Source organism: Bacillus sp. FJAT-44742, from assembly GCF_002797315.1.
Lineage (GTDB): Bacteria > Bacillota > Bacilli > Bacillales > Marinococcaceae > Thalassorhabdus > Thalassorhabdus alkalitolerans.
The window spans coordinates 183,358-204,583 of record NZ_KZ454936.1 but is presented as its reverse complement, the minus strand read 5'-3'; the positions used below and the strand labels follow the sequence as shown (position 1 = coordinate 204,583).

16 protein-coding genes and 2 pseudogenes are annotated in these 21,226 nt (G+C 40.6%); 9 read left to right on the top strand and 9 right to left on the bottom strand.

Features of this window, described 5'->3' with window-relative positions:
- Positions 1-125: 125 nt before the first annotated feature.
- The gene (locus tag CEF17_RS00955) at positions 126-1,229 is read right to left on the bottom strand and encodes a Delta(10) desaturase DesB (protein ID WP_100397909.1); all 1,104 of its coding nucleotides are present in this window, start codon (positions 1,227-1,229) and stop codon (positions 126-128) included.
- A gap of 308 nt (positions 1,230-1,537) precedes the next feature.
- Here CEF17_RS00955 and sda point away from each other — a divergent pair, with 308 nt between their 5' ends.
- On the top strand, positions 1,538-1,717 hold the full coding sequence (sda, locus tag CEF17_RS00950; protein ID WP_100397908.1) for a sporulation histidine kinase inhibitor Sda: 180 nt from the start codon (positions 1,538-1,540) through the stop codon (positions 1,715-1,717).
- Positions 1,718-1,771: 54 nt separating this feature from the next.
- Here sda and CEF17_RS00945 read toward each other — a convergent pair whose 3' ends face one another.
- Both CEF17_RS00945 and CEF17_RS00940 read right to left on the bottom strand, forming a co-directional pair.
- Complete coding sequence (locus CEF17_RS00945; protein WP_100397907.1) at positions 1,772-2,917, bottom strand: DEAD/DEAH box helicase; 1,146 nt, start codon at positions 2,915-2,917, stop codon at positions 1,772-1,774.
- Positions 2,918-2,939: 22 nt separating this feature from the next.
- The gene (locus tag CEF17_RS00940; RefSeq protein ID WP_100397906.1) at positions 2,940-5,141 is read right to left on the bottom strand and encodes a DNA topoisomerase III; all 2,202 of its coding nucleotides are present in this window, start codon (positions 5,139-5,141) and stop codon (positions 2,940-2,942) included.
- 202 nt (positions 5,142-5,343) lie between these two features.
- Here CEF17_RS00940 and CEF17_RS00935 point away from each other — a divergent pair, with 202 nt between their 5' ends.
- Positions 5,344-6,036 carry an SIMPL domain-containing protein gene (locus CEF17_RS00935; RefSeq protein WP_157842886.1) on the top strand — a complete coding sequence of 231 codons (693 nt, stop codon included), beginning with the start codon at positions 5,344-5,346 and terminating at the stop codon, positions 6,034-6,036.
- Positions 6,037-6,404: 368 nt separating this feature from the next.
- On the opposite strand, the pseudogene CEF17_RS00925 reads toward CEF17_RS00935, so the two are convergent.
- Both CEF17_RS00925 and CEF17_RS00920 read right to left on the bottom strand, forming a co-directional pair.
- Positions 6,405-7,780, bottom strand: a pseudogene (locus CEF17_RS00925) (transposase).
- Between the two features lie 301 nt (positions 7,781-8,081).
- Positions 8,082-8,513, bottom strand: coding sequence for a DUF4064 domain-containing protein (locus tag CEF17_RS00920; RefSeq protein WP_157842885.1), 432 nt, complete (start codon positions 8,511-8,513; stop codon positions 8,082-8,084).
- Positions 8,514-8,715: 202 nt separating this feature from the next.
- Between CEF17_RS00920 and CEF17_RS00915 the strand changes: the two genes are divergently transcribed.
- Complete coding sequence (locus tag CEF17_RS00915) at positions 8,716-10,155, top strand: carbon starvation CstA family protein (RefSeq protein ID WP_100397902.1); 1,440 nt, start codon at positions 8,716-8,718, stop codon at positions 10,153-10,155.
- A gap of 39 nt (positions 10,156-10,194) precedes the next feature.
- Here the strand turns inward: CEF17_RS00915 and CEF17_RS00910 are convergent, their stop codons facing one another.
- On the bottom strand, positions 10,195-11,220 hold the full coding sequence (locus CEF17_RS00910; protein WP_157842884.1) for an AbrB family transcriptional regulator: 1,026 nt from the start codon (positions 11,218-11,220) through the stop codon (positions 10,195-10,197).
- A 638-nt stretch (positions 11,221-11,858) separates the two neighbouring features.
- On the opposite strand from CEF17_RS00910, the gene CEF17_RS00905 reads away from it, so the two are divergent.
- Positions 11,859-12,059 (top strand): cold-shock protein, encoded by a 201-nt coding sequence (locus CEF17_RS00905; RefSeq protein WP_054637484.1) that lies wholly within the window; start codon positions 11,859-11,861, stop codon positions 12,057-12,059.
- 163 nt (positions 12,060-12,222) lie between these two features.
- On the opposite strand, the gene CEF17_RS00900 is transcribed toward CEF17_RS00905, so the two are convergent.
- The 3 genes from CEF17_RS00900 to CEF17_RS00890 form a co-directional block, all read right to left on the bottom strand.
- Positions 12,223-13,119 (bottom strand): AEC family transporter, encoded by an 897-nt coding sequence (locus CEF17_RS00900; RefSeq protein ID WP_100397900.1) that lies wholly within the window; start codon positions 13,117-13,119, stop codon positions 12,223-12,225.
- A gap of 260 nt (positions 13,120-13,379) precedes the next feature.
- Positions 13,380-14,669, bottom strand: coding sequence for a Zn-dependent hydrolase (locus CEF17_RS00895; protein ID WP_100397899.1), 1,290 nt, complete (start codon positions 14,667-14,669; stop codon positions 13,380-13,382).
- A 23-nt stretch (positions 14,670-14,692) separates the two neighbouring features.
- Positions 14,693-15,523, bottom strand: coding sequence for a sulfite exporter TauE/SafE family protein (locus tag CEF17_RS00890; RefSeq protein ID WP_232725377.1), 831 nt, complete (start codon positions 15,521-15,523; stop codon positions 14,693-14,695).
- 534 nt (positions 15,524-16,057) lie between these two features.
- Between CEF17_RS00890 and CEF17_RS19780 the strand changes: the two are divergent.
- From CEF17_RS19780 to CEF17_RS00865, 5 genes and pseudogenes are all read left to right on the top strand, one after another.
- Positions 16,058-16,165: pseudogene (locus CEF17_RS19780) on the top strand (aldehyde dehydrogenase family protein); the annotation flags it as partial.
- Between the two features lie 11 nt (positions 16,166-16,176).
- Positions 16,177-16,752, top strand: coding sequence for a hypothetical protein (locus tag CEF17_RS00880; RefSeq protein WP_100397897.1), 576 nt, complete (start codon positions 16,177-16,179; stop codon positions 16,750-16,752).
- Between the two features lie 140 nt (positions 16,753-16,892).
- Positions 16,893-18,401 (top strand): sodium:solute symporter family protein, encoded by a 1,509-nt coding sequence (locus tag CEF17_RS00875; RefSeq protein WP_100397896.1) that lies wholly within the window; start codon positions 16,893-16,895, stop codon positions 18,399-18,401.
- Between the two features lie 14 nt (positions 18,402-18,415).
- Entirely contained in the window at positions 18,416-19,591 is a 1,176-nt protein-coding gene (locus CEF17_RS00870) for an iron-containing alcohol dehydrogenase (protein WP_100397895.1), read from the top strand.
- Between the two features lie 405 nt (positions 19,592-19,996).
- Positions 19,997-21,202, top strand: coding sequence for a nitrate/nitrite transporter (locus CEF17_RS00865; RefSeq protein WP_100397894.1), 1,206 nt, complete (start codon positions 19,997-19,999; stop codon positions 21,200-21,202).
- Positions 21,203-21,226: the final 24 nt, after the last annotated feature.

Below are 21,226 nucleotides of genomic sequence, written 5' to 3'. Positions count from 1 at the left end.
TACTTCTTTCCTTACAAGATGCTTTCTGCGCTTATTATTAGAGTGCCCAAAAACATTCGATATAAGCATATAACGTTGCTTGCTATCTAAAAGGAAAAAAATAAACAGGAAGAAACTCCTGTTTATCACTGGGCTTTCTTTTCATTATCCTTCTGAGCCTTCAAGGATTCAGGTAATGGATCCTTTTCTTGTTTCCTTGGAAGAGCCACCCCATTTAACCCATTTCCTAAAGAACCGTACACCACCGCTTTTTTCGGGTCAATCAGTTCCTCTTTTTCAAAATAAACCCGAGGTGTTTTCCATAGAAGGGCCAATGCTTTTTGCATAGGCATTTCGTGATAACGTTCTGGCCACATTTCCTTAATTTTTGCTTTTACCAGCGGATAATACTTAGGGTTAACACCTGGGAATAAGTGATGTTCTGTATGATAAGAAAAATTAAAGTGAAGAACATCCACCCATTTTGGCACGGTAACCGTTAAGCTGTTCGCCAGCGGATCATTCACAGGTACCAAAGGGTTCAGCCTGTGATTTGTAGAAATGTATGCCATCACAATAGCATTTGCAATGAGAACAGGTATGACAAATGCAAACAGCCACTTCAAAGGTCCTATCCATAACAACAATCCGATCCAGCTCGCCCACGGCAAAATAAACTGAACCCATACTGCTGGCTGTTTGCCAGGCTTGAATTCCTTTATATAAGAAAAAAACATTTTGACGGAATGAGCCGTGAAAGTTACAGCTAGTGATAGCATACTGGAAAAAGCACGTACCACAAATGGAAGACGGTAAATTAAGCGTATTAGCTTACTTTTGTTGTAGGCTTCTACCGTAAACCAGGCATCCGGATCCTTGTGTTCATCCTGAGTATGACGGTGATGCTCAATATTATGCCATTTTTTCCAAAGTCTTGGGCCTGTAGTTAACGGCCAAAAAGCGATAGCACCTAATAAACTGCTAAGCATTTTATTTCTTACAACCGTTCCATGGAGAATTTCGTGTCCCAAAAAACCCATGGCGGCAAAACTTGCGCCTAACACCCCAGAAATCATTAAATAAATCCATAAATTCAAATCATAAAGACTAATGGTCATAATGCCGGCAATGCTGATTAAAAGATATGCCAGGCCTCCAAACAATCTCATGGGAACTGGTTTAAATGCCTTTTTAGGTAAATGCGGAGTCACACGGGCTGCGTACCACCCAAACGTTTTATATTGATTCATTTATTGTCCTTTCCTAAACAAGCTATTGATAAATTGTAGTAGTTTAAACTATTATCCCTTATACCTCCAAAGTATACCACATTAATTAAGATTTACAACCAATTGTTATTACCAGGTACCAATAGAGAAAAAGATGAAAGAAGATTTTCATTCTCAAGAGGGGCAACCGTGGCAGTGTGCCTGTCAAAAAGCAGTATCACTTTTATTAGCCTTGTAAGTAGAAAAAGGGAAAAACTTGTCCTCACCCATCCTTCGTGGTAAATTATAGAAATGCAATTTAAAAATCAAGAAAATAAGGTGAAAAATAAATGATATATATGAAAGATGAAACCCTGTTAGACGCACTTTTCAAAGCTTTAACATTGAATTTAGATTCAAACTTTATCCACTTATTAAAACAGGAGGCTGATCGCAGGGATTTATTGCTTAATCAAAGCTGTAAATTATCTACGGTTCCCTATTTTAAACAAGAGGGAAAGCTTATTTAGAGCTCTCCCCTATATCTACCAGAAAAAACTCCCTCTTCCTTTTTTCATACCTCTTTATTCATCTACGATGTTTCCCTTGTAAAGCTTCTTCCTTACCACTTTAATTTTAAGCCTGCTGCTTATTTTCTTTAAATCCTGTTCTTCTCTTTTCGTTACTAATGATACAACCGTACCACTTGCCCCCGCTCTCCCTGTCCTGCCGGCACGGTGAGAATACTGGTCTGCACTTCGAGGCAGATCAAGCTGAATAACATGTGAAAGTTCCTTGATATCCAGCCCGCGAGCTGCTACATCTGTAGCCAGCAGCAAGGTTGTCTCCCCATTACGAAAGCGTGTAATCGCATTTTTTCGTTCATCCTTGGTTGAATCCCCATGCAAAGCTTCTGTTGAGACTCCTCTGTAAGCGAGCTTATCGCTCACCTCTGTTAACTGTTCTACATTGTTTACAAAGGTTAATGCTCTAATATTTTCCGTTCTTATATAGCGGCGAAGAATATCAACTTTCTCTCTTTGTTCACATACAAAATAGATGTGATTGACCTTTTCAACTTCTTCTTTTCCTTTTGTAATTCTTAGTTCTTCTGCTTCTCCTAACAGCTCCTTAGCCTTTTTGGCTGTATCAGTGGAGATGGTGGCAGAGGTAAACAGAATTTGTGTATCTTTTAGGGAGGCTTTTCTGATCTTTAGCAGCGACTTTTCGTGTTCCTGAGTGATTAATTGATCTCCCTCATCCAATACCAAAGTAGATACTTTATGCATTTTCAGCTTTTTCAGCTCAATCAGTTCCAGCACCCTTCCAGGAGTCCCTACCGCTACATGAACAGTTTTCTTTAATTTTTCAATTTGGCGTTTAATATTAGCTCCGCCTATGAAAGCTGCCCCCTCGATACCGCTCCCTTTTGTCCATTGATTTAGTTCTTCAAGAACTTGCATCACAAGTTCCCGGCTTGGAGCAACAATCACTGCCTGAGTATTTTTCATCTCAGGGTCTATTTTTTGCAGAAGAGGGATAAGATATGCGATGGTTTTTCCTGTTCCGGTTGGCGCTTCAACAACCATATTCCGCCCTTCCAAGAGGGAGGGAACCGCTCGTTCCTGAACTTTTGTCGGAGCATTAAATCCCGCTTCCTTCCATGCATTCTGAATAAAAGGGAGAGTCTTTTCCAATAAAGGCCATGTTATATTTTGTTTGTTATCCATAGTTGTTCCTTTCTTTTCTATACTACTTGTCTTTATTTAAATTAAGCTTAGCTAATGCATCTGCCAAAGCTGGATTTGTAAATTCCTCTTCTTTCTTTTGCTGCTTTTTCAGGTATTTATTAACGTCTCCTTTTGAAGCTTTGCTGGTTTTCTCTTTTTGCTTTCTTTTATTAAAGGCTGACAATTTTTCCTTGTGACCGCATCTGCAGACAAAGATCTGTCCTTCACCTTCTCCTCTCAATTCAAGCTTCTTCCGGCAATTTGGGCACCTTGCGTTTGTCACTTTCGCCACGTTCTTTTTATACCCGCATTCACGGTCTTGGCAGACATGCATTTTTCCTTTCTTGCCCTTCACTTCAAGCAAAAACTTTCCACATTCCGGGCATTTGCTGCCCGTCATATTGTCGTGTTTGAATTTCTTATCGCTTTTTTTTATTTCCTTCACTACGCTGCCAGCATAACTTTTCATTTCATTAATAAAGGTTTCCTTTTGAAGCTTTCCTTTTGTGATATCTTCCAGCTTCAATTCCCATTCAGCAGTCAACGCAGGCGTTCTTAATTCCTCCGGCACTAACTCTAGTAGCTGCCTGCCTTTTGAAGTAAGCACAAGGTCTTTTCCTTTCTTTTCTATTAAAAAACTGTTTAATAGTTTTTCAATTATATCAGCTCTGGTCGCGACAGTTCCGATACCGCCTGTTTTCCCTAATGTTTTAAGCAACTGTTTGTCTTCTCCTGCCATGTAATGTGCCGGGTTTTCCATTGCTGAGAGCAGTGTTCCTTCATTAAATGGAGCAGGGGGTTTTGTTTCCCCCTCTGTTTTTGTGACCTTAAGAAGAGGAAGAAGTTCACCTTTTTTCAGAGAAGATACGTTGTGAGAAGAGATTGTTTCTCCCTTGGTGGTACCGGGCACACCCTCATACACTTTCTTCCATCCCTGAGCTGTCACTTTTGCTTCTTTCCCAACTAAATTTTCGTTATTAATTGTCGCTTTCACAGTTGTAATTTCCTTTTCATGAGGTGGAAAAAATACTGAGATAAACCTTCTTACAACTAAATCATAAATGTTTCTTTCTTTAGCAGTGAACTCATCCACAAAGGGTGGTTCCTCTGTTGGAATAATAGCATGGTGGTCTGAAACCTTAGAGTCATCTACAAAAGATTTACTCGTCTTAATGGGGCTTTGTAAAAGGATATTGACATATTTAGCGTACGGCTTCACACTGCATGCCTTCAACCTCTCCCTTAAGGTTTCCACAATATCTGAAGAAAGATGTCTTGAATCCGTACGAGGATACGTAAGCACTTTGTAGTGTTCATACAGCCTTTGCATAATTGATAAGGTTTCTTTAGCTGAGTATCCGAACACTTTGTTGGCATCTCTTTGAAGCTCTGTTAGGTCGTAGAGCTGTGGAGCATAGCTCTTTTTCTGAGATACCTGAATATCAGTGATCAAAGCTTTCTTTCCCTGGATTTCTTTTATCACTTTCTCTGCTTTCTCTTTATGGAAGATTCTTGTCTCACCATTATTAGGGTCAGACCAGGATAAAGTGAATTGATTGTCTGTTAACGCTGTAATGCCATAATAGCTTTTAGGGGTGAATGCCCGAATCTCCTCTTCCTTTTTAGCAATCATTGCTAATGTAGGGGTTTGGACTCTTCCACAAGAAAGCTGCGCGTTATATTTAGTAGTTAAAGCACGAGTAGCATTCATGCCAACATACCAATCGGCTTCAGACCGGGCAACAGCGGAAGCATATAGATATTCAAACTGCTTTCCATCTTTTAAGCTGTTAAACCCATTTTTGATCGCCTTATCGGTGACAGAAGAAATCCATAAACGCTTTAAAGGCTTTTTCGTTTTGGATTTTTCAATGATCCACCTTGCTACAAGCTCTCCTTCTCTTCCTGCATCTGTAGCGATAATGATCTTGTTTACATCCTTACGGTTCATTTGCGTTTTCACAGTCTGAAATTGCTTTCCGCTCTTATTTATAACCACAAGCTTTAATGAAGGGGGAAGCATTGGCAGGTCTTCAAGATTCCAGTTTCTATACTTTTCTCCATAAGCTTCAGGGTCTGCTAATGTCACCAGGTGTCCTAATGCCCAGGTAACTATATGATCCTTTCCTTCAAAATAGCCATTTCCTTTTTTTTCACAATTTAATACTCTTGCGATATCTCTTCCCACTGAAGGTTTTTCTGCTAATACAAGCGCTTTCGCCATAATTGTTTCCTCATTTCCAATCTTATTAACGTTAAAACTTTTTAAGGTCTTTGTTTTTCATATATGCTCTATGTATCTTACCCCTCGCATCCTTATCATTCAAGGGGCTTCCCATGAAACTTCTTGTCATTGTCCATTGTTTTCAGCATCTTTTTTTATATTCCTTAATACACTGTAAATGCAATCAAAAGGAGGTGCTGGCATGAAGCCTGCTTTCACTAAGCCAGTAAATAAACGGGTCATCACAGTAAACGGAAGTGCAGTCATTACCGCTCCTCCAGACCGGGTCAACATACAGGTGGGAGCGATCACCGAAGATGTGAGCCTTGAGCAAGCCCAAAGGGAGAATGCAGACATTATAGCCGCTGTAACGCAATCTTTTCTTGAACTGGGCATAGCGGAAGAAAATATACAAACGATACAATTAAACGTTTTTCCCATGTACGATTTTGTAGACAACGTACAAGTCTTGCGCGGCTATCAGGTTACCCACTTGCTGGAGGTTAGCTCTGAAGATATAGAGGCAGCTGGTCTGCTTGTTGATACCGCTGTCTCGCAAGGAGCAAATTATATTTCCAGTATTAATTTTTCCTTAGCTGATCAAACACCCTATTATCTTGAAGCACTGTCTCTTGCGATGAGTAACGCTTCAGAAAAGGCCGCGATACTTGCTGACACCATACAAGTTACTCTTTCAAGAATCCCTAATCACGTTCGAGAGCTTCCTCCCGGTATTTCACCTTTCCCTCGGCAAGGAATGTTTATGGCTCAAGAAGAAGTTCCTACTCCTGTACAGCCCGGATTACTGCAGATTTCAGCTTCAATTGAAGCTTCTTACACTTACTTTAACCAGGGGGAACAAAATATTTTGCAAAGAAAACCCCCTCGCGTATAAAAAGGAAGGTACTTTAAAGCTGTGTAAATATTATTTTGTTTCAGTAAATTCCCCCTCCTCTCTCTCTCATTAAAGTATATTTTTTTTAGATGAAAAGGAGGGGCCACTTTGCACAAAAATGAAATACTGCTTACACTTTCATGGCGCGAAAGGGAAGTTTATCTCTATATGCAAGAAGCAAAACTTGCTTTGAAAAAAAGAAGCTTTTGCTATGAGCACTACTTGGAACTCCTATCCCTTACTTCTCCTCCTGTGGAATCCGCTTCCAGGTTTTTTGGAATTCCGAGGGAGGAAATCATAATAATAGAAAAAAACATCTCTCATAAGATACGTTCCTCCCCCTTGCATTCAGAAGAATACAAATGAGGCTAGGACAAAACAGTCTCTGAAAAGAAATAAAAGGTGTCAGTTATCGATTTTAGATAGCTGGCACCTTTTTGGTGATCAGAATTGGGATGATGGGGCTTATGGACGGTGTACTTTCTCAAGTTCACCGCCATTAATGCAAATCCAATTTCGTTTTTCACCTGTTTTTTTCCTCTCACCGACATTCGGGTGAAACGCAAATTAGCCTTCAGAAATCCGAAGGTTGGCTCCACATCGACCTTACGCTTCCCGTAGATCTCGCCGGTTTCTTCGTCTGAAAGCATTTCTTGAATATAGGCTTTTTGATTTTCCCACTTCTCATTATAATAAACCTTGCGGTTACTTCCTTCCTTGGCTTTCGTACACTGAGAACGAAGAGGACATTAAACAATCTTTACTTTCATAAACCTTAAACTTACGTTCAAATCCTGATTTATCTGTTCTTGTCAACCAATACGTAAAGCTAAGTTTCTTATCATTCGGACAGGTAAAAGAATCGGTCTCCTGGTCAAAGATCCAGTTACTTACGTTGAATGGGTTGTTCTTATATGCTTTTTTCTTCTCTTTGCGATACATGCTGTATGTGTTGAGTGGGGTTCGCTGACGATTGTTAAACACGTCTTCATAATTCTGTTCACTTCCATAACCCGCATCAGCCACGATATAAGATGGCAAAGAGAAAAAATCTTCCTCAATTGTGTCCAAAAAAGGGATTCGTATCTGTCGATTCTTCGATTCGCTTATCAAAATCTTCAACGGTTTCCTCAAGCTCTTGTACGACCTCTTCGAGCTCTTCAGAAGATAATTCCTCGAGATTCTCCCGTTCGATGGCAGGAATGATATCCTGGTTTAGCAGCTCCTCATAAAGTTGATTCGACTTTTCCACTAAGCCGGCGCTGTACCTTTCAACGGATTTACGCCAGACAAAAGTAAATTTATTCGCGTTTGCCTCCACCTTTGTGCCATCAATGAAGATTGCCTCATCATCAATCAGCTTTTCTTCAACAAGTTGGCATCTAAATTGAACGAAGCAATGTCGCAATAATTCCTGAGATTCAGGATGAACCCGGAAGCGATTGATCGTACGGTAACTTGGTTCGTATCCTTGAGCCAGCCACATCATACGGACACTGTCTTTCAAAAGCCCTTCTATCTTTCTTCCTGAGAAAGTGGATTGTGTGTAGGCGCACAGGATCAGCTTCATCATCATTCTTGGATGGTAGGCTGGACAGCCGGTTGAACGCAGGAAGCAACTGAATGCTTCATCCGGTATGGTTTCCACGAGATCATTGACGGCAAAAGCAACATCATTTTCCTGGAGTTTATAAGAAAGGTCCATCGGCAAAACGACTTGATTCATGTTATAATCTTTAAACATAAGGATACCTCCGATTCTGTTAGGTTGTGGTGATTTAACTTTATCAGAAGGTATCCTTTTTGTGTACATAGACGTTGATTGTTCAAACATCACGAGACGCCTGCAGGAAAAGCAAGAGCTGAAGATCCGCCGGGGGATTCACCCGGCTAGCTGAAGCCTTGCCTGCGGCAAGCGAGTGTATTTTTAACAATCAACCAACAGAATTATAATATAAGTAAGGGCCCTCACCGACGGTGAAGGCCCTTCTATTTAGCTGAGTTTTGTCCCAGCCTCTATTATATATCTGTAAATTCCACCTTTATTAATACACTGGCTCGTTTTCTGGCGGCTTAGGTTTTCTCACTAGGGCCATTATTCCTGCTATCAGAAATAATATTGCAGGTACAAAAGCAAACCCAAGCGTTCCAATTCCAACAATCACTGCAGTTATCAAAAATAATATCCCAGCAAGAATTCTCCTTTTTCCTCCTCTGATATTAATAACAGCAATGATTCCCAAAACTGCGCCTAAAATACTGGAAATGATTATAGCCCAGCCAAATGTTCCAAGCATACCTATAACCATGTTTACTTCTTCCGTTCCCATAGCTGGATCCTGAGCCATTTCTTGAGACAACTGCTGTTGAAACTCTTGAGAGTCCATAAAGGTAGTTAATGTGAATCCCAGAATGGAAACCAATCCGCTTAAAACCACTCCAATGATTCCTAATGTTACTTCACCTGTTCTTTTCATAATGATCCTCCTTTGCCTATCCATGTAAAACATACGCCGAGAAACCCTATTGGTTTCAACTATACCAATATTTCTATTATCCTTTCCATTTATTTAAATTTATTTTAATAAAATATTTTTTCTGAAAAATGTTGTTTTTATTAGTTTACCGCGTTAAAATATCAATTATCTTTAGCTCGTTACACAACAGGAGGAACAGAACATGCTTACCTTTTTGCTCGCTATCATTTTGCTGATCGTTGGATATATATTTTATTCTAAGTTCGTGGAAAAAGTTTTTGGAATAAATGATAAAAACGAGACTCCAGCATATACAAAAAACGATAATATGGATTACGTCCCTATGAGTTGGTGGAAAGGCAGCTTAATTCAGCTATTGAACATAGCAGGTCTTGGACCTATTTTTGGAGCGGTTACAGGTGCTCTTTATGGTCCAGTTGCTTTTATTTGGATCGTCATTGGATGTATATTCGCCGGAGCTGTGCATGATTACTTTTCCGGAATGCTTTCATTAAGGCACAAAGGGGCTCAATTCCCTGCGCTCGTTGGGCGGTACTTAGGAAAGACAATGCAATCAGCAATAAATATTGTCTCTATTGTCCTGATGATTTTAGTAGCCGCAGCTTTTACAGCCGGGCCGGCCCAATTAATTGCTGAGCTTACTCCTCTTACTTTCTTAACTGCCATTATTGTTATTTTTGCATACTTTCTACTTGCTGCGGTACTTCCGGTTAACCGCATTATCGGGAAGGTGTATCCAGTGTTTGGAGGCATTCTGATCTTTATGGCTGTTTCCATTGCCATCGCATTACTTTTCTCTGAACATCAGATTCCAAACCTTACTGTCAGCAATCTGCATCCTCAGGAGCTGCCAATTTGGCCTTTGTTAATGGTTACTATTTCCTGCGGGGCAATCTCAGGATTCCATAGCACCCAGAGTCCCATTATTGCAAGAACTATAAAAAAAGAGTCAGATGGAAGAAAAGTTTTCTACGGAGCAATGATTGCAGAAGGAATTATTGCTATGATTTGGGCTGCAGCTGCCATGACCTTTTTTGGTAACACAGGAGGCCTTCAAGAAGCCTTTGCTGCAGGAGGACCAGCTGGGATCGTAAATGAAATTTCAACCAGTCTCCTTGGAACACTTGGTGGAATATTAGCTATTCTTGGCGTGATCATTTTGCCAATCACGACCGGAGACACGGCTTTACGTTCTTCGCGTATGATGCTTACCGAGCTTTTTAGTTCTCTCTTTAAAAACTTATCAGGAAAATGGAAAGTGATTCTTGCGACCATCCCTGTCACCATTCCCTGTTTCATGCTGTCTACCATTGATTATACATTTTTATGGAGATATGTCGGGTTTACAAATCAGACAGTAGCAACCATTATGCTTTGGACAGCCACCATGTATCTTCTTACCAATAACAAGCTGCATTGGATTACCGGTATCCCTGCCCTATTCATGACCGGAATGGTCTCCACCTATGTATTTTACGCACCGGAAGGCTTGAATATGGATTATAATGTATCTCTCGCAATGGGTGCAGTCATTACCGTTTTAGTCTGCATATGGTACATCCGCAAAATTAAATCAAACAAAAAAGACCGCTCACAAGATTCGTATACATCAGCGGCATAGAGAAAAAGATCTGCTCCCTTTGAGTTGGGGCAGATCTTTTTATTTAGCAATCTTTAGTATGACCTTCAAAAGGAAGGGAAGGACCATGAACAACACCATCACTCTGATCACGTGAAGACTTGAAACAAGCGTTGGTTCAAGCTGCAGTGCAAAAGCCGTGGAAGCCATCTCAGCAGCCCCTGCTGGAACGGTGCTCAAAAGACTAGTCATATAAGGAAGCGGTGTAAGGAGAAAGAAAATGAGTGCCAGACACAAACTAAACAGAAAAAATAACTGAATGACCCCCACACTTGGAAGGCCAATCAACTTTAGGCGATGAAGCGTAACCTTATCGAATCTAATCCCAATCATGGCCCCAATCAGACCTTGGCCAATGCCTGCTATGTAAGAGGGCGATTCAAGGGGGACCAGAAACTCACTTACTAGAAACCCGATAAATATAGAATACAAAAGAGCTCCCGCGGGGATTTTGACCTTTCGATTCAGGATAATAGAAAGAGAAATGACAACAAATAGAATAGGAAGGAGTAAAGCAAGATTCGTATAAGACCCGTTTACTTGAGCTTCTGTTTCTATTACAGGGTAAAAGATGCCAGCTGCAAATGGTATGACAAGGACAAAGAAGGTAATCCTCGCTGTGTGAAAAGCTGCAACAATACGGTCATCTGCTCCGTACTCCCTGCTGACACTGATCACTTCTGATGCCCCCCCGGGGACACAACAAAAAAAGGCTGTTAATATATCCAAGTCTGTCCATTTATACATCAGCCACCCGAATAAAAGACCTGCAGCCAAGGTCAAGCTAAGCGTTACTAACAATGGAAATAAATAAATATGTAAAGTAATAAACAGTTCTCTTTCCATCATAAAACCTATACTTGTCCCAACCATTGCTAGAGCCATTTGAAAAGGGAGGCCTTCAAATGGAAGCTTTTTATAAATAAGGCCAATTATGATTCCGAAAAGAAGGGATCCAAGCAGCCATCCAGCTGGAATCCCTAAATATGAAAAAAATCCTCCTGCAATAAGTGCAAGGGTTATATATATGATTTGCTGCCAAATCAAGGTGCTCACCCTCTTTACCTGCCAAACACAGTGTTTCCGCGTAAAAAGAGCCACTTTAACAGTGACTCTTACTTGCGGTTCTTCAGATACTTGATAAAACGAATCACAAATGATGTGATGCTAAAAAGAGAAATAGTCATTAATCCAATTGCACTGAGGATGTCTTTATCTCTATTCGAAGGCTTACTAAATCGCTTTTTCCTCCTCGAAGAAGCATACCAAAAACTTCCGCTAAAGCAAATCCCCCTAAAGTGACAATGAAAATGTCAAATACCTTACCCCTTGGCAATTATAACAGAAACCATTTAAGCATAATATTCTGTATAATCACAAAAGCAGATGTAATAATAAGGAAAGGACCATGAGTAACGACTACAGCCCTGGTGGTTTTACTTAATGTCTTTGTTACAATAAAGGCTGGCTAGCAATCAAATAACGTTTCAACGGCTTCTATTTACCTTATCAAACATAAATTTAATTTTTTTCTAAATTAGTTTGCATTCTGGAAAATACCATGATAAGATGTAATTAATTATCTTGACTCGTTGCGATGTAAAGATGAAGTTTTTTCTCTTGAAAGTAATGCAAGATAGTAATAATGCGTGCGGCAATCCGCACATATAGGAGGATTTATTCACATGGAACAAGGTACAGTTAAATGGTTTAATGCAGAAAAAGGTTTTGGTTTTATCGAGCGTGAAGGTGCAGACGACGTATTCGTACACTTCTCTGCTATTCAAGAGGAAGGCTTCAAAACTTTGGAAGAAGGTCAACAAGTTAGCTTTGAAATCGTTGAAGGTAACCGTGGACCACAAGCTGCTAACGTTCAAAAAGCGTAACAGCATATATCAAAAAGGACTCGTCGGAGTCCTTTTTTTATTGGATTTACAGTTTTTTGTCAGAATAAACCGACCGTATTAAAATGAATGAAAAAGCCACCCCTTTCTTGAGCGGTGGCTTTTTTTATAACCCTTAATAAGTAAGGTCAAACATTTGAAATAATCATTGAAGCAAGGTAAGCAGGATCCATAACGATGGTACACTTAAAACGGTAGTCACTAATGTTATGGAAGAAACAAGTTTCGGGTTTGCATCAAATTGCACTGCCAGCATAGCTGTCGTTGCAGCTGAAGGCATAGAAGCAGAGACGATCAGCACAGCAGCAAGCGTTGGACTGGCTGGCATCATCAGCGTAAGTACGTAAGCAATTACTGGAGATAGCACTAAACGCAGTATGGTACCATATCCCACTAGGCCCCACTGAAAGCTTTTCACCGATATTGTCGCCAGCTGCATCCCAAGGATAACCATTACCACCGGGATTGCAGAATCAGCTAATAAATCAATTGCACCTAAATAGGAATCTCCCATTTCAATATTTAAGTATTGCAGAGCTAAACCAAGGAACAAGGCATACATAACTGGCATTTTTAAAGAAATCCGTATAGCTCCCCTTGCATCCATATTACTCCTATTAGCTACATAAACACCAAATGTATTCATAAGCAAAGATTGAACAACCATATAAATAACAGCAAAGGCAAAGGCTTCTTCCCCAAAGGCAAAAAGAATAAGGGGAGCTCCGTAATTTCCTGCATTTGTAAATATCGTCGCAAGGTTCATCCCACTTATCGTTTTACTGTCCCATTTAAATATTTTGGAGACAATGAAGTTACAAAGAAGCATAATGACCAGAAAGACAATTGAAAAAACCACTATAATTAAGTAATTGCGATCAGGCACTGTTGTGTAAAAAGTCCTGAATACTAATGCTGGTGTTAATATGTATAAAGCCACCGCAGAAATAGACCTGATTTCCAGAACCTGCTTTTTCTGCAGCCAATATCCTCCCATAAATATAAGAGCAATGGGAAGCAGCACTTCTATAAATATCTCCAAAACTTCCTCACTCCTTTTACCTAATGAAAAAGGGCTTTCCTAGAAGGCTTTTTTGCTGAAATACTCCCCATCTAGACTTCATTTGTGTCCACGGTAAATTCGTACCTATGGCAGCGCTTTATGCCCAGGCATTGCCATTGCGGCACCTTCAGTTGCAGATTTATAGATAATGAATTAAAAATGCAGCTGACCTGGCTGATGGGCCGGCCTTTTTCACCTTCTTCGTAGTTGCGTGAGACTTCCTATATCTGAGTGACAAATTACTCATTTGCCAAATATTCTATCGTATCTTTTAGTACTGCTATTCCATCCAGGCAGTCACTTAGGTTAGTAAACTCTTCTGGACTATGACTTTTCCCTGCTTTGCTTGGAACAAAGATCATACCTGCCGAAACCTTTTTCCCAATATTCATGGCATCATGCCCTGCTCCGCTTGGAAGCACACGGTAAGCAAGACCATGTCTTTGGGCCGCTTCCTCTGTAATCCTTTGAATATTCTTTGAAAGAGGGACAGGAGGGAGTGTTAGGAGAGTCTTCCATTCCATCTCTAATTGCCTATTTTCAGCAATGTCTTCAGCTGTACTTTTCACTCTTGCAATTACCTCATTACGAGCCTCTTCCTTTATATCTCTAATATCTATAGTCAATTCTGTCTCGCCGGAAATTACATTCGAACCGTTAGGAAGTACATGAACCTTACCCACAGTCGCTACAGCAGAGTCGCTCACTGCTGCTGGCACTTTTTCTATTTCAGTAATCAATTCCCCTGCGGCTGCTACTGTATCTTTTCTTAAATTCATTGGTGTATTTCCAGCGTGGTCTGTTTCTCCATAAAAGGTTACCGTTTGCCAGGAAGGACCAGCGATACCGTTAACGATACCGATTTTTTCCTGGTTATACTCCAGCTGTTTTCCTTGTTCAATGTGGAGTTCGATGAAAGCGTGAATACTGTTTTCCGGGTACTTGCTTTCTTCAACTTTGGCGGGCATAAAGCCCATATCCTCCATCGCCTCATAAATTGTAATTCCTCTGTTGTCTTTTACTTGATGAAGCTCCTCCTTCGAAACTTCTCCAATCATCGCTCGGCTGCCAAGAAGGCCGCTTCCAAAACGAGTTCCTTCCTCATCTGCAAAAACGACAATTTCTATGGGACGGATATGTTTCTTTTCAGAATTTCTAAGTGCTTCTACAGCCATTAGCGAGCTGATGCATCCCAAAGCTCCATCAAATGCTCCACCATCAGGCACGGTATCCAGATGAGACCCCGTCATAACAACAGACATTTCTGGATTCTCCCCTTCAAACCTGGCGATTATATTTCCAACTGAATCTTCCCTAACGAGTCCGCCTATATCTTCAAGCCAGCTCTTAAACAATTCCTTTGCTTCTTTTTCTTCTTCCGTGTAGACATATCTGGAAATTCCCCTATTAGGAAGGCCTCCAATCTGAGCCATTTCAGAAAGCCTGGAAGCAAGTACTTCTGCATTCAGGCCAGGATAACTACTACAATTGTGAAGATCTGTTAGAAGCCTTTCTTTTAAAGAAATCACTTTACTCTCTCCCTAGATAAATATTATGTAAAAAAAGGAGCAGATCCTTCCCATATCAGTCTTAGGGCAACAAGAATGAGGACCAGCCTGAGAAGAAAAACAATGGACTCACTATTTAGTCTCTGATTAAGGTTTGCTCCTACTTTTGCTCCAATCCATGCTCCCGCGGTTAAAAGAAAGACGTATAGCCATTCAACATTCCCCATTGCCACGTGAGTAATTGATCCAGTAATTGCCGAGAGAAAGATCATAAACATGGAGGTTGCGACAGCAACGTGAGGAGGAAAAAGAAAAATCATAATCATTACCGGAACCATAATTGTTCCGCCACCAATACCAAACAACCCTGATACTCCCCCGACAAAAAAAGCAATAGGAATCGCTACTTTTAAGCTGTATCCATATAGAGTTGTTTCTCCTGTATCACTTTCCCATTCCCTTTGGATGGACTGTTTGAGTGGGAAAGGCTTTAAGCGATGACGAAGCATCAGGAGAATGGATATTCCTAAAATAAAAAATCCAAAAATAATAGAAAAGCCTTCAAAATCAAAAAAACTATTCACATACGCCCCAAGAACTGCCCCAGGCCCGCTGCCTATAAAAAAATAAAGGCCGCTTTTGTAATCAACTTTTTTTTGCTTCATATAAGCCAAGGTAGAAGAAAGGCCTGTTGCTAATACAACGACCATTGACGTTCCTACAGCCAGCTGAGGACTTATTTCAGGAATAATCAATGTATATGTACCTAAAAAAAGGAGTGCTGGTACAATAATCAGCCCTCCCCCGATACCTACAAGACTTGCCAACACTCCTGCCAGCAGACCGATAAGTAATAAGATAATTATCATTGCCATCAATCATACACTTCCTGTCTTTATAATGGAAAAGTCACCATTTTTTCGTTTCTTTCTATATTGGATGCATTTTAACTTTTTTGCAAATGATTTAAAGATTTAGATTTCGTTTTGTTTGACATATTGATTCTCAAATACGTACCTCTAATCACTTTAACATAGTTCCACACTGGAATATTTCTCCTTTACGTGCCACCTTTCACTCTAGACTAAAGCCTTGCAGTGCTTCCCGAAAAGCTATTTTTTCTTAGAATATTAAAGTATAACTTAACTGTTTTATGGATTTTTTCTGAATATTTAATTGACATCAAAAATTGAAGTGGTTACAATTAGTCTGTGCTTTTTTGAATGCGCATTCAAAAGTGAGGCTGTGGTTTTAGGTCTAAAACCATTATAAAGAATAAATACAACTGAAATTGTAGAGCTCAAATCTCCCATTTGCCCTTTTGTGAATACGTATGCATTTTTGGGGAAGTACTTTATGCAAAAAGCTTGTTTATACATGGGCAAGAGAAACGCCCTATACTTCGATTGGAACATATGCCTTACGGAGGGGTCAAGGATTCTGGATACGGCCGCGAAGGAGTGAAATACGCAGTGGAGGAAATGACTGAACTGAAAATGATAAGCATTAAATATTAGGGGTGAAAACAATGACAACAAGTGAAGGGAGCCTGTCAAAAACCACAATGAGCAAGTCATCGATCATTATACCTGTTTATAAGGCCCATCACTTACATGCTGAAAAACTTGAGAACAAGAAATGGATAACTGAAAGAATTATCCCCCTTTACTATCCATACAACTTTCAAAAGTGGGAGATTCATTATAAATCTTTTTTTAAAAAGCCAAAGCTTGAAAAAAGAGTTGTTGCTTCTAATTTAATTAAAGGAGATTCTTCATTTGCGGATGAATGGCCTTCCTTCTCACTGGGTGAAGTCAAAGAGAATCAAATTATCCCAAGCAAAGTAGAAAAAAGCACATATCTGGCTAGTTCCCGGGAAATGGTAAGGCGATTCTATGTCCACTATGCGAGAGTTTGGAATGTGCCTAGGCTGGAGTTGATAGAAGAAAAAACAGCCTATCTTCCTTATGAAGTACATCTGCAAAAGCATACAGGAAAGAATCAAACAAGAACAATGCTGTATGAGCCTGTTTCCGGACATGCAGAGAATTTGGATAAATATCCAGAAATTCACTCATTCTTTACTACGATAAGGGAGGATTAAGATCATGACTATGCTCTATTGGATTGTCACTCTCACTCTATCTACCTGGATCTTTATGTTTGTTTTATTATGGAAAACAAACCTGCTCGATGAAGACGAAAAAAAATAAAACACAGCACATCTAAAGGAGGTTCTGCACCATGGACAGTACGATCGTTATGTACTCCTGGATTTTTATGGTTTTCTTTATAGGGGTCATGTTATATTTTGGGTGGGTCGGCATGAAACGGACTGATAACGCTGATGATTTCGCAACAGCCCGTTCAACCTATGGCCCGCTCACCATTGCATTAGTTATAAGCGCAGGTATTTCCAGTGGTTCTACCTTTATGGGAATGCCGGGCCTGGCTTACGATATCGGGGCACCAAGCTTATGGTATCCCCTCTTGTACCCTATCGCCACTATTATAGGTATGGTGTTTGTGGCAAAAACTATTAAACGTTTTGGTGACCAGTTTGGTACAAGAACAATTCCTGAATTTATGGGTGAACGCTTTAACAGTGATTTCTTACGCATTATTTTAACTGTTATTTCAATTTTATTAATCTTTTATGTTGTATCTCAATTTGTTGCCGCAGCAACCATGTTCCAAACCATGATGGGAATTGATTATGGTGTCGGCTTGATATTAACAGGGATCGTTCTTTCTGTTTACGTTTTCTTAGGCGGCTCTCATTCTGATATTTTAACTGATGCCATTCAAGGCTTTTTAATGCTTATTATTGCCATAGTAGTCGTTGTCGTTTTTGTAATGGGTTACGGTGTTGATGGCGGTTTTTCTGGTATGATAGATACAATAAATGAGAGAAAGCCTGAAGGCGGATTTGATACCTTATTTATCCCTGGGCATGATACATATGGCGCTGCATGGCTTGTCATTCTTTTATTCATTGCCCATATACCTTTTAGTATTCTTCCTCATCTAGGAAACAAATTCATGGCTGTTAAATCAGGAAAAGATTTGAAGAAACTAATTATGTACTGTACAGTTATCGCCACTACTCTTCCATTAATGGCATTAGGTGGAATGCTTGGAATCGCTGTGATCGACCCGGGAGCTAACATTAATCCTGACCAGGTCGTTCCAGTCCTGTTTAGTGAATTATTTCCGCCAATTATTGCAGCCTTTTTCGCTATTGCAGTTCTTTCAGCCATTATGTCAACATCTGACGGTTTAATTGTTTCTTTAACACAATTACTTGCCAACGATATTTACAGAAAAACAATTGTCCCAAGAAGCAATATTACAACTGAAAAAGCTGAAAAGGTAGAACTGATGATCAGCCGTTACGGAACCTTCGTAGTCATTGGTGCTGCGATCTGGATGGCATGGACACCGCCGCAATACCTGGCAGTATATCTATGGATAGGGATCGGGGCGATTGTTTCTGCTACTGCAGGACCGCTTGTTATCGGTACTCTTTGGAAAAGAGCAACAAAATCAGCTGCCATTATTTCTATGCTGGTTGGTACTTCTACCTACTGGATCGTCTACCTTGGTGTAGGACTCGACAACCCATTTGCCGCAGCTGGTATCGGGGTGCTTGTCAGCTTGATTCTTATGTTTGTTCTGTCTCTTGTCACTCCAAAACCGGCACAGCACGAGATTGATCGTGTCTTTAACCCGGGCAAAACAGAATCTTTATAGGGAGGAATTTGATTATGCATCAGTTTGTCTCTCCTATTAAAATTTTATCTGGAGAAGGAGTTTTAAAGAATATTCCTCAAGAGCTTCAAAACTTCAACGCAGGTAAAGTTATGATTTTTGCTGATCCTGGAATCATACAGGCAGGCATTTTAAGCAAACTGGAAGACGTGCTGAAAGATGCGAAAGTCTCCTATTCTACTTTCAACGACCTAGTGCCAGAACCGCCACTTGAAACAGGAAGAAAAGCGGTACAAGCATTAAAAGAAAGCAATGCCGATTTTGTGATCGGCATTGGAGGGGGAAGTTCCCTGGACGTTGCCAAAGCCGCCTCTGTCCTCTATGGCAATGAAGGAGAGCCTGGGGACTTCCTGAACCTTACCGGCAGCCGCAAGCTTGAAAACAAAGGGCTGCCTAAAATGCTTATCCCTACTACCTCAGGAACCGGGGCAGAAGTTACCGATATCTCTGTTTTTTCCTTAGAAAAAACAAAAGACGTTATTACTGACCCACTATTGTTAGCCGACGTGGCTGTTTTAGATCCAGAACTCACGTATACAGTTCCGCCAAGAATAACAGCCTCTACAGGTGTTGATGCGTTAACTCATGCTGTAGAAGCCTATATTTCAGTTAATGCCACCCCCTTAACAGATTCGCTGGCTCTTGAGGCGGTTCGGCTGATTTCCAGAAATATTCGGACCGCCGTGTGGCATGGCAGTCACGAAGAGTCCAGAAATAAGATGGCGTGGGGAAGCCTTCTCGCTGGATTAAGCTTTTATAATGCTGGTGTAGCGGGAGTCCACGCGTTGGCTTATCCATTAGGCGGACTGTATAAAATCCCCCACGGGGAATCAAATGCTGTCATGCTTCCTTATGTATTTGATTTTGTCTGGCCATCATGTATGGAAAAAATGACTGACCTTGCAGCTGCATTGGGCGTAGACACTTCACTATTAAGTACCCGAGAGGCCGCTGTGTCAGCTGTTCAGGCTCTGCAGGAGATCGTAAGAGATACAGGAATCCCTCAAACACTTGATAGGTTTGGAGTAAAAGAAGAAGACATACCTTTACTCGCTGAAGAAGGAATCAAGCAAAAACGGCTGCTTCAAAGAAGTCCAAGACCCTACAGCCAGAATGATATTTTTGAAGTATACCAGGCAGCCTACTTTGGTAAACTTTCCCTTGGGAAGTAAAAGCAAAAATTTACGAGAAAGCGGGTTTTCTGCTTTCTCGATTACGTTTCTATCAGTGAAGAACATCGCTTACCATTCTACAATTGACGGAACAAAATATTATGTATATTTCCCCAAGAAGATATTGACATATCTTCTAAACCTATTAAACTATAATAGTATAGGATTTTACATACCCCATTTAGGGAATCTTTGTTCGACGACAAAGTAAAAACCCCTGCCGACAAACTGGCAGGGGTTTTTCTTATCTCTTACACTCCTCTTTTACATTGTTTGCACGTTCCTCCCACTCTATCGTTTTCTTTCCGATAAAAACCATGTGAGTAAAGCTAACATAATCTGACTGCCACTTACTTATTTTTGTCATAATAAACTCACACACCAAATAAGGAGGAATTATGAAACATGAAACTGTCGGACTTGAAAAAGAGTGGACACGCCCCTTCGTTGTTTTCGGCCTTTTTGTACTTTGACATTAGCTTTATGATCTGGGTTTTATTAGGTGCTTTAGGTGCCTACCTGACAGCAGATTTTAACTTAACAGCAGGACAAGTCGGGCTTATTGTTGCGATCCCTATTCTAGCAGGATCGGTGTTCCGAATTATTATGGGGATTCTCACAGACCGCTTCGGTCCTAAAAAAACAGCCATCGGCGGAATGATTGTAACAATGATACCCTTATTCTGGGGATGGCTGTTTGGCTTTACAATTGCTGAATTGTACATGATTGGTATCCTGCTTGGTGTTGCTGGAGCAAGCTTCTCCGCTTCTCTTCCAATGGCAAGTCGCTGGTATCCTCCTCAACTGCAAGGTTTGGCAATGGGGATAGCAGGAGCAGGGAACAGTGGTACCCTTCTTGCTACATTGTTTGGTCCACGTCTTGCAGAGCTGTACGGCTGGAATGCTGTATTTGGTTTAGCACTTATCCCTTTAACTCTGGTTTTGATTTCATATATGTTTATCGCTAAAGAACCTCCTAATCAGCCAAAGCCAAAGCCTGTCTTAGATTATTTTAAAGTACTTAAAGAGAAAGATGCCTGGTATTTTTGTATCCTTTACAGTGTAACGTTTGGCGGGTTTGTCGGGTTGTCCAGTTTTTTAAGCTATTTCTTTGTTTCCCAATACGACTTAGCAGCTGTTCGTGCCGGTGAATTTGTAACGCTGGTCGTTGCTGCAGGAAGCTTCCTGCGTCCAGTTGGCGGATTGATTGCTGATAAAATCGGCGGTGTAAAATTATTAACCTTCCTGTTTGTAGGAGTATCAATCTGTATGCTTGGTGTCAGCTTCCTGCCTCCTTTAGCATTAGTAACATTGTTACTCTTTGTTGGTATGGGCTGTTTGGGAATGGGTAACGGAGCAATCTTCCAGCTTGTTCCACAGCGCTTTCAAAAAGAAATTGGCATGGTAACAGGCATTGTTGGGGCGGCAGGCGGCGTTGGCGGCTTCTTCCTTCCAAATGTTCTTGGTACTTTGAGAGATCTTACCGGGACGTACGCCAGCGGCTTCATTGTTCTATCACTCACAGGTCTGTGTGCCCTTGGACTTCTTTTAATTGCACAGGCTGGCTGGAGAAGAGAATGGAAACTTGAAGGAAAATCTGTACAAATATAATCCTCTCTTCTTATAAAAAAAGGC

What these genes read in the sequence shown, in the direction of transcription:
- CEF17_RS00955 (WP_100397909.1), bottom strand. Translation starts at nt 1,229, where the DNA reads ATGAATCAATATAAAACGTTTGGGTGGTACGCAGCCCGTGTGACTCCG.
- sda (WP_100397908.1), top strand. Translation starts at nt 1,538, where the DNA reads ATGATATATATGAAAGATGAAACCCTGTTAGACGCACTTTTCAAAGCT.
- CEF17_RS00945 (WP_100397907.1), bottom strand. Translation starts at nt 2,917, where the DNA reads ATGGATAACAAACAAAATATAACATGGCCTTTATTGGAAAAGACTCTC.
- CEF17_RS00940 (WP_100397906.1), bottom strand. Translation starts at nt 5,141, where the DNA reads ATGGCGAAAGCGCTTGTATTAGCAGAAAAACCTTCAGTGGGAAGAGAT.
- CEF17_RS00935 (WP_157842886.1), top strand. Translation starts at nt 5,344, where the DNA reads ATGAAGCCTGCTTTCACTAAGCCAGTAAATAAACGGGTCATCACAGTA.
- CEF17_RS00920 (WP_157842885.1), bottom strand. Translation starts at nt 8,513, where the DNA reads ATGAAAAGAACAGGTGAAGTAACATTAGGAATCATTGGAGTGGTTTTA.
- CEF17_RS00915 (WP_100397902.1), top strand. Translation starts at nt 8,716, where the DNA reads ATGCTTACCTTTTTGCTCGCTATCATTTTGCTGATCGTTGGATATATA.
- CEF17_RS00905 (WP_054637484.1), top strand. Translation starts at nt 11,859, where the DNA reads ATGGAACAAGGTACAGTTAAATGGTTTAATGCAGAAAAAGGTTTTGGT.
- CEF17_RS00890 (WP_232725377.1), bottom strand. Translation starts at nt 15,523, where the DNA reads ATGGCAATGATAATTATCTTATTACTTATCGGTCTGCTGGCAGGAGTG.
- CEF17_RS00880 (WP_100397897.1), top strand. Translation starts at nt 16,177, where the DNA reads ATGACAACAAGTGAAGGGAGCCTGTCAAAAACCACAATGAGCAAGTCA.
- CEF17_RS00875 (WP_100397896.1), top strand. Translation starts at nt 16,893, where the DNA reads ATGGACAGTACGATCGTTATGTACTCCTGGATTTTTATGGTTTTCTTT.
- CEF17_RS00870 (WP_100397895.1), top strand. Translation starts at nt 18,416, where the DNA reads ATGCATCAGTTTGTCTCTCCTATTAAAATTTTATCTGGAGAAGGAGTT.
- CEF17_RS00865 (WP_100397894.1), top strand. Translation starts at nt 19,997, where the DNA reads ATGAAACTGTCGGACTTGAAAAAGAGTGGACACGCCCCTTCGTTGTTT.